Here is a 7298-nt window from a genome sequence, read left to right on the forward strand (position 1 = left end):
AGAACCCCCATGGCCGACGGCCTGCAGCAGGTGAAGAACTGGATCCTGGAGCGCCACCCCGAGCGCCAGGACATCGCCCCCGACCTCGACCTCATCGAGAACCGGCTCATCGACTCCCTGTCCTTCGTCGAGTTCGTCTTCCTCCTGGAGCAGGAGAGCGGCGTCTCCATCCAGATGGAGACCCTGGAGGTCGAGTCCATCCGCACCCTCGGCGCCATCGGCGAGCACTTCTTCCGGGCCGGGGCCCAGGCCCCGGTGGAGGTGGAGGCATGAGCGGCGGCCGCCTGTTCACCTCGGAGTCCGTGACCGAGGGCCACCCCGACAAGATCGCCGACCGGATCAGCGACACCGTCCTCGACGCGCTCCTCGCCCAGGACCCGTCCGCCCGGGTCGCCGTGGAGACGCTGATCACCACCGGTCAGGTCCACATCGCCGGCGAGGTCACCACCACCGCCTACGCGCCCATCGCCCAGCTGGTGCGGGACGCCATCCTCGACATCGGCTACGACTCCTCCGCGAAGGGTTTCGACGGCGCCTCCTGCGGCGTCTCGGTCTCCATCGGGGCGCAGTCCCCGGACATCGCGCAGGGCGTCGACACCGCCTACGAGACCCGGGTCGACGGCGCGGGCGACGAGCTGGCCGCGCAGGGCGCGGGCGACCAGGGCCTCATGTTCGGCTACGCCTGCGACGACACCGCCGAGCTGATGCCGCTGCCGATCGCCCTCGCGCACCGGCTCGCCCGCCGCCTGACCGAGGTCCGCAAGGACGGCACCGTGCCGTACCTGCGGCCCGACGGGAAGACGCAGGTCACCATCGAGTACGACGGCGACCGCCCGGTCCGTCTCGACACCGTCGTCGTCTCCTCGCAGCACGCCGCCGACATCTCCGTCGAGGGCCTGCTCACCCCCGACGTCCGCGAGTACGTCGTCGAGCACGTCCTCAAGGAGCTGGTCGAGGAGGGCGTGACCCTGGAGTCCGACGGCTACCGGCTGCTCGTCAACCCGACCGGGCGCTTCGAGGTCGGCGGTCCGATGGGCGACGCGGGCCTGACCGGCCGGAAGATCATCATCGACACGTACGGGGGCATGGCCCGGCACGGCGGCGGCGCGTTCTCCGGCAAGGACCCGTCGAAGGTGGACCGCAGCGCGGCCTACGCGATGCGGTGGGTGGCCAAGAACGTCGTCGCGGCCGGGCTCGCCCGCCGCTGCGAGGTGCAGGTCGCGTACGCGATCGGCAAGGCGGAGCCGGTCGGCCTCTTCGTGGAGACCTTCGGCACCGAGACCGTCCCCGTCGAGCGGATCCAGCGGGCGGTGACCGAGGTCTTCGACCTGCGGCCGGCCGCGATCATCCGCGACCTCGACCTCAAGCGGCCGGTGTACGCCCGGACCGCCGCGTACGGCCACTTCGGCCGCGAACACCCCGACTTCACCTGGGAGCGCACCGACCGGGCCGAGGCCCTCAAGACGGCGACGGGGGTCTGAGGGAGATGCGTATCGCTGTCACGGGTTCCATCGCGACCGACCATCTGATGACCTTCCCCGGCCTGTTCGGCGAGCAGCTGCTCGCCGACCGGCTCGACCGGGTCTCCCTGTCGTTCCTCGCCGACAACCTGGAGGTCAGGCGCGGCGGAGTGGCAGCGAACATCGCCTTCGGACTCGGGGTGCTCGGTCTGCGCCCGGTCCTCGTGGGCGCGGTCGGCGCCGACTTCGAGCCGTACCGGGTCCGGCTCAAGGACCACGGCGTCGACACCGAGTCGGTGCGGGTCAGCGACTCCCTGCACACCGCCCGTTTCGTCTGTACCACCGACCGGGACCAGAACCAGATCGCCACCTTCTACACGGGGGCGATGGCCGAGGCGCGCGCGATCGACCTGAGGGACGTCGTCGCGCGCACCGGCCGCCCGGATCTGGTCCTGGTCTCCCCGGACGACCCCGAGGCGATGCTCCGGCACACCCGCACCTGCCGCGAGCACGGCATCCCCTTCGCCGCCGACCCCTCGCAGCAGCTGGCGAGGCTCGACGGGGACGCGGTGCGGGAGCTGGTGGGCGGGGCGCGCTTCCTGTTCACCAACGAGTACGAGACCGCCCTCCTCCTGGAGAAGACCGGCTGGACGGAGGCGGAGGTGCTGCGCCGGGTCGGCGCCTGGGTCACCACCCACGGCGAGGCCGGCGTCCGTGTGCGGGGAGCGGGCCGCGACCCGCTGGCGGTCCCCGCCGTGCCCGTCCCCGACGTGGTGGACCCGACCGGTGTCGGCGACGCCTTCCGGGCCGGTTTCCTCGCCGGAACCCTGTGGGGCGTCCCCGAGGGGTGCGCCGCCCGGCTGGGGTGCGCCGTCGCCGCGGCCGTCCTCGGCTCCGTCGGCACCCAGGAGTACGAGCTGCGCCGCGAGCCGCTGCTCGACCGGATCCGCAGCACCTACGGGGCCGGCTGCACGGCCTCCCTCGTCCCGCATCTGAGGGGGCTGACATGAGGCCGCCCTCCTTGAGGGACGAGTTCGCCCGGCGGGTGGTCGTCGCCGACGGCGCCATGGGCACGATGCTCCAGGACGCCGATCCGTCCCTGGACGACTTCACCGGCCTGGAGGGGTGCAACGAGGTCCTGAACCTCACCCGCCCCGATCTGGTCGCCGCCGTCCACCGCGCCTACTTCGCGGCCGGCGTCGACTGCGTCGAGACCAACACCTTCGGCGCCAACCTGGCCGCGCTCGCCGAGTACGGCATCGAGCACCGCGTCCACGAGCTGTCCGAGGCGGGCGCCCGGGTGGCCCGGGAGGTCGCCGACGCCTGCACCGCCGAGGACGGCCGGCCCCGCTGGGTCCTCGGCTCCATCGGCCCCGGCACCAAGCTGCCGACCCTCGGGCACGTGGCGTACGGCTCGCTGCGGGACGCCTTCCAGCAGAACGCCGAGGGCCTGCTCCTCGGCGGCGCCGACGCCCTCCTGATCGAGACCTCCCAGGACCTGCTCCAGACGAAGGCCGCCGTCGTCGGCGCCCGCCGCGCCCTGGACGGGGCCGGTCTCGACCTCCCGGTCATCGTCCAGGTGACCGTGGAGACCACCGGCACCATGCTCCTCGGCTCGGAGATCGGGGCGGCGCTCACCGCCCTGGAGCCGCTGGGCATCGACATGATCGGCCTGAACTGCGCCACCGGCCCCGCCGAGATGACCGAGCACCTGCGCCATCTGGCCCGGCACGCCCGGATCCCGCTCTCGGTCATGCCCAACGCCGGCCTGCCCGTCCTCACCTCCGACGGCGCCCACTACCCCCTGTCGCCGGAGGAACTGGCCGACGCGCAGGAGGAGTTCGTCCGGGCGTACGGGCCCGCGCTGGTCGGCGGCTGCTGCGGGACGACCCCGGAGCACCTGCGGGCCATGGTGGACCGGGTCCGGGGCGCGGCGGTCCTGGACCGGCGTCCGTCCCCCGAGCCGGGCGCCGCCTCGCTCTACGCCCATGTGCCGTTCCGGCAGGACGCCTCGTACCTGGCGATCGGGGAGCGGACGAACGCGAACGGGTCGAAGAAGTTCCGCGAGGCCATGCTGGAGGGCCGCTGGGACGACTGCGTGGAGATGGCGCGGGACCAGATCCGCGAGGGCGCGCACCTGCTCGACCTGTGCGTGGACTACGTGGGCCGCGACGGTGTCGCCGACATGGAGGAGCTGGCCGGCCGTTTCGCGACGGCGTCCACCCTGCCGATCGTGCTCGACTCCACCGAGGTGGACGTCCTGCGGGCCGGTCTGGAGAAGCTGGGCGGCCGGGCCGTCGTCAACTCGGTCAACTACGAGGACGGCGACGGGCCGGAGTCCCGCTTCGCGAAGGTCGCGGCGCTGGCCCGGGAGCACGGCGCGGCGCTGATGGCGCTGACGATCGACGAGGAGGGCCAGGCCCGGACGGCGGAGAAGAAGGTCGAGATCGCGGAGCGTCTGATCGCCGACCTGACGGCGAACTGGGGGATCCGCGAGTCCGACATCCTCATCGACACTCTGACCTTCACCATCTGCACGGGTCAGGAGGAGTCCCGCAAGGACGGCATCGCGACGATCGAGGCGATCCGCGAGCTGAAGCGGCGCCATCCCGACGTGCAGACGACGCTGGGCCTGTCGAACATCTCCTTCGGTCTCAACCCGGCGGCCCGGCTCGTCCTCAACTCGGTCTTCCTCGACGAGTGCGTGAAGGCGGGGCTGGACTCGGCCATCGTCCACGCGTCCAAGATCCTCCCGATCGCCCGGCTCGAACCCGAGCAGGTCGAGGTGGCCCTCGACCTCATCCACGACCGCCGGCGCGAGGGCTACGACCCGCTCCAGCGCCTCCTGGAGCTCTTCGAGGGGGCGACGGCCCAGTCGCTGCGGGCGGGCAAGGCGGAGGAGCTGGCGGCGCTGCCGCTGGAGGAGCGGCTGAAGCGGCGGATCATCGACGGGGAGAAGAACGGCCTGGAGGCGGACCTCGACGAGGCCCTGACGGAGCGTCCCGCCCTGGAGATCGTCAACGAGGTGCTGCTCGACGGCATGAAGACGGTCGGCGAGCTGTTCGGCTCGGGCCAGATGCAGCTGCCGTTCGTGCTCCAGTCCGCCGAGGTGATGAAGACGGCGGTGGCTCACCTGGAGCCGCACATGGAGAAGTCGGACGCGGAGGGCAAGGGCACGATCGTGCTCGCCACCGTCCGCGGTGACGTCCACGACATCGGCAAGAACCTCGTCGACATCATCCTGTCCAACAACGGCTACAACGTCGTCAACATCGGCATCAAGCAGCCCGTCTCCGCGATCCTGGAGGCCGCCGAGGAGCACGCCGCCGACGTCATCGGCATGTCGGGTCTCCTGGTCAAGTCCACCGTGATCATGAAGGAGAACCTGGAGGAGCTGAACGGGCGCGGACTGGCCGAGCGCTTCCCCGTCATCCTCGGCGGCGCCGCCCTCACCAGGGCCTACGTCGAACAGGACCTCCACGAGATCTACCAGGGCGAGGTCCGCTACGCCCGCGACGCCTTCGAGGGCCTGCGCCTCATGGACGCGCTGATGGGCGTGAAGCGCGGCGTCCCCGGGGCCGTACTCCCCGCGCTGAAGCAGCGGAGGGTGCCGAAGCGCGAGACCCCTCTGGAGGTACGGGAGCCGGAGCCGGCCGGCCGCTCCGACGTCGCCGCCGACAACCCCGTACCCGAACCCCCCTTCCTCGGGACGAGGGTCGTCACCGGCATCCCCCTGGCCGACTACGCGCCCTGGCTGGACGAGACGGCGCTCTTCAAGGGCCAGTGGGGGCTCAAGGACTCCGGGACGGTCGAGACGGAGGGCCGGCCCCGGCTGCGCGCCCTCCTGGACCGGGTCGCGCGCGAGGACCTGGTGGAGGCGGCCGTCGTGTACGGCTGGTTCCCCTGTGTGTCCAAGGGCGACGACCTGATCGTCCTGGACGAGGACGGAGGCGAGCGGACCCGCTTCACCTTCCCCCGCCAGCAGCGGGGCCGCCGCCTCTGTCTCGCCGACTTCCACCGCGCCGAGGACTCCGGGGAGATCGACACGGTGGCCCTCCAGGTGGTGACGGTCGGATCGCGCATCGGGGAGGAGACCGCCCGTCTCTTCGCCGCCGACGCCTACCGGGACTATCTCGAACTCCACGGCCTGTCCGTGCAGTTGGCGGAAGCGCTGGCCGAGTACTGGCACGCCCGGGTGCGCGCCGAGTGGGGCATCGGCGGCGCCGACCCGGCCGGCATCGACGGCATGCTCCGCACCGAGTACCAGGGCTGCCGCTACTCCCTCGGCTACCCCGCCTGCCCCGACCTGGAGGACCGCGCCAAGATCGCCGCCCTGCTGCGGCCGGAGCGGATCGGCGTCGAGCTGTCGGAGGAGTACCAGCTCCACCCCGAGCAGTCCACCGACGCCCTCGTCGTCCACCACCCGGAGGCGAGCTACTTCAACGCGGGAGGCAGACGCCTGTGAACACGGCCCTGACGGACACCGCCCCGACGGACCCCACCTTCTCCTTCGAGTTCTTCCCGCCGAAGACCGCCGAGGGCGAGCGGACCCTCTGGGACGCGATCCGGCGGGTGGAGGCGCTGAAGCCGGACTTCGTCTCGGTCACGTACGGCGCCGGCGGCTCCTCCCGCGACCGGACCGTCGAGGTCACGAAGCGGATCGCCGCCGAGACCACCCTCCGGCCCGTCGCCCACCTCACCGCCGTCGGCCACTCGGTCGCCGAACTGCGCGCGATCGTCGGCGCCTACGCCGACGCGGGCGTCCGGGACGTCCTCGTCCTGCGCGGCGACCCGCCGGGCGACCCGCGCGGCCCCTGGACCCCGCACCCGGACGGCTACCGGTACGCCTACGAGCTGGTCGAACTCGTGCGCTCGCTGGGCGACTTCAGGATCGGCGTCGCCGCCTTCCCCGAGGGCCACCCGCGCGCGGAGTCCCCGGAGAGCGACCTCGCGCACTTCGTCGCCAAGTGCCGGGCCGGCGCCGACTACGCCCTCACCCAGATGTTCTTCGACCCCGAGGACTACCTGCGGCTGCGGGACCGGGTCGCCGCCGCGGGCTGCGACACCCCGATCATCCCGGAGATCATGCCCGCCACCGACGTCCGCCAGATCCGCCGCTTCGCCGCACTCTCGGACGCCGCCTTCCCCGAGGACCTGGCCCACCGCCTGGAGGCCGCCAAGGACGACCCGGCGGCCGCGCGCCGCGTCGGCGTCGAGCACGCCACCGCCATGGGCCTGCGCCTCCTCGGCGAGGGCGCGCCCGGCCTGCACTACATCACCCTCAACAAGTCGACGGCGGCCCTGGAGATCCACCGCGCCGTCCTCAGCGCAAGGAGAGTCGCCGCCCATGCCTGACACCACCTTCACCGACTTCAAGGTCGCCGACCTCTCCCTCGCGGCTTTCGGCCGCAAGGAGATCACGCTCGCCGAGCACGAGATGCCCGGCCTGATGGCGATCCGCCGCGAATACGCCGAGGCGCAGCCGCTCGCCGGCGCCCGGATCACCGGCTCCCTCCACATGACGGTGCAGACCGCCGTCCTCATCGAGACCCTCGTCGCCCTCGGCGCCGAGGTCCGGTGGGTGTCCTGCAACATCTACTCCACCCAGGACCACGCGGCCGCCGCGATCGCCGCCGTCGGCATCCCCGTCTTCGCCTGGAAGGGCGAGACCCCGGAGGAGTACTGGTGGTGCACCGAACAGGCCCTGACCTGGCCCGGCGGCGACGGCCCCAACATGATCCTGGACGACGGCGGCGACGCCACCCTCCTCGTCCACCAGGGCGTCGCCCACCGCAAGACCGGCATCCTGCCCGAGGCCGCCAACGAGGAACTCGCCGT

6 protein-coding genes are annotated in these 7298 nt (G+C 72.2%); all 6 read left to right on the forward strand.

Annotation, left to right across the window (positions count from 1 at the left end; genetic code table 11):
• Positions 1 to 9 precede the first annotated feature (9 nt).
• Positions 10 to 273, forward strand: a complete 264-nt coding sequence (locus ACFYT9_RS32275) for an acyl carrier protein (RefSeq protein WP_376603305.1) — start codon at positions 10 to 12, stop codon at positions 271 to 273.
• Entirely contained in the window at positions 270 to 1481 is a 1212-nt protein-coding gene (gene metK / locus ACFYT9_RS32280; RefSeq protein WP_389169312.1) for a methionine adenosyltransferase, read from the forward strand. Before ACFYT9_RS32275 ends, metK begins: the two co-directional genes overlap by 4 nt.
• Positions 1482 to 1486: 5 nt before the next feature.
• Complete coding sequence (locus ACFYT9_RS32285) at positions 1487 to 2470, forward strand: carbohydrate kinase family protein (protein ID WP_389169314.1); 984 nt, start codon at positions 1487 to 1489, stop codon at positions 2468 to 2470.
• The gene (gene metH, locus ACFYT9_RS32290; RefSeq protein WP_389169316.1) at positions 2467 to 5925 is read left to right on the forward strand and encodes a methionine synthase; all 3459 of its coding nucleotides are present in this window, start codon (positions 2467 to 2469) and stop codon (positions 5923 to 5925) included. The genes ACFYT9_RS32285 and metH overlap by 4 nt, the downstream gene beginning before the upstream one ends.
• Complete coding sequence (gene metF, locus ACFYT9_RS32295) at positions 5922 to 6815, forward strand: methylenetetrahydrofolate reductase [NAD(P)H] (RefSeq protein ID WP_389169318.1); 894 nt, start codon at positions 5922 to 5924, stop codon at positions 6813 to 6815. Before metH ends, metF begins: the two co-directional genes overlap by 4 nt.
• A partial coding sequence (locus ACFYT9_RS32300) for an adenosylhomocysteinase (protein ID WP_389169320.1) occupies positions 6808 to 7298 on the forward strand: 491 nt, incomplete at its 3' end. The genes metF and ACFYT9_RS32300, both read left to right, overlap by 8 nt.

It is taken from the genome of Streptomyces sp. NPDC004435 (assembly GCF_042873895.1).
Lineage (GTDB): Bacteria > Actinomycetota > Actinomycetes > Streptomycetales > Streptomycetaceae > Streptomyces.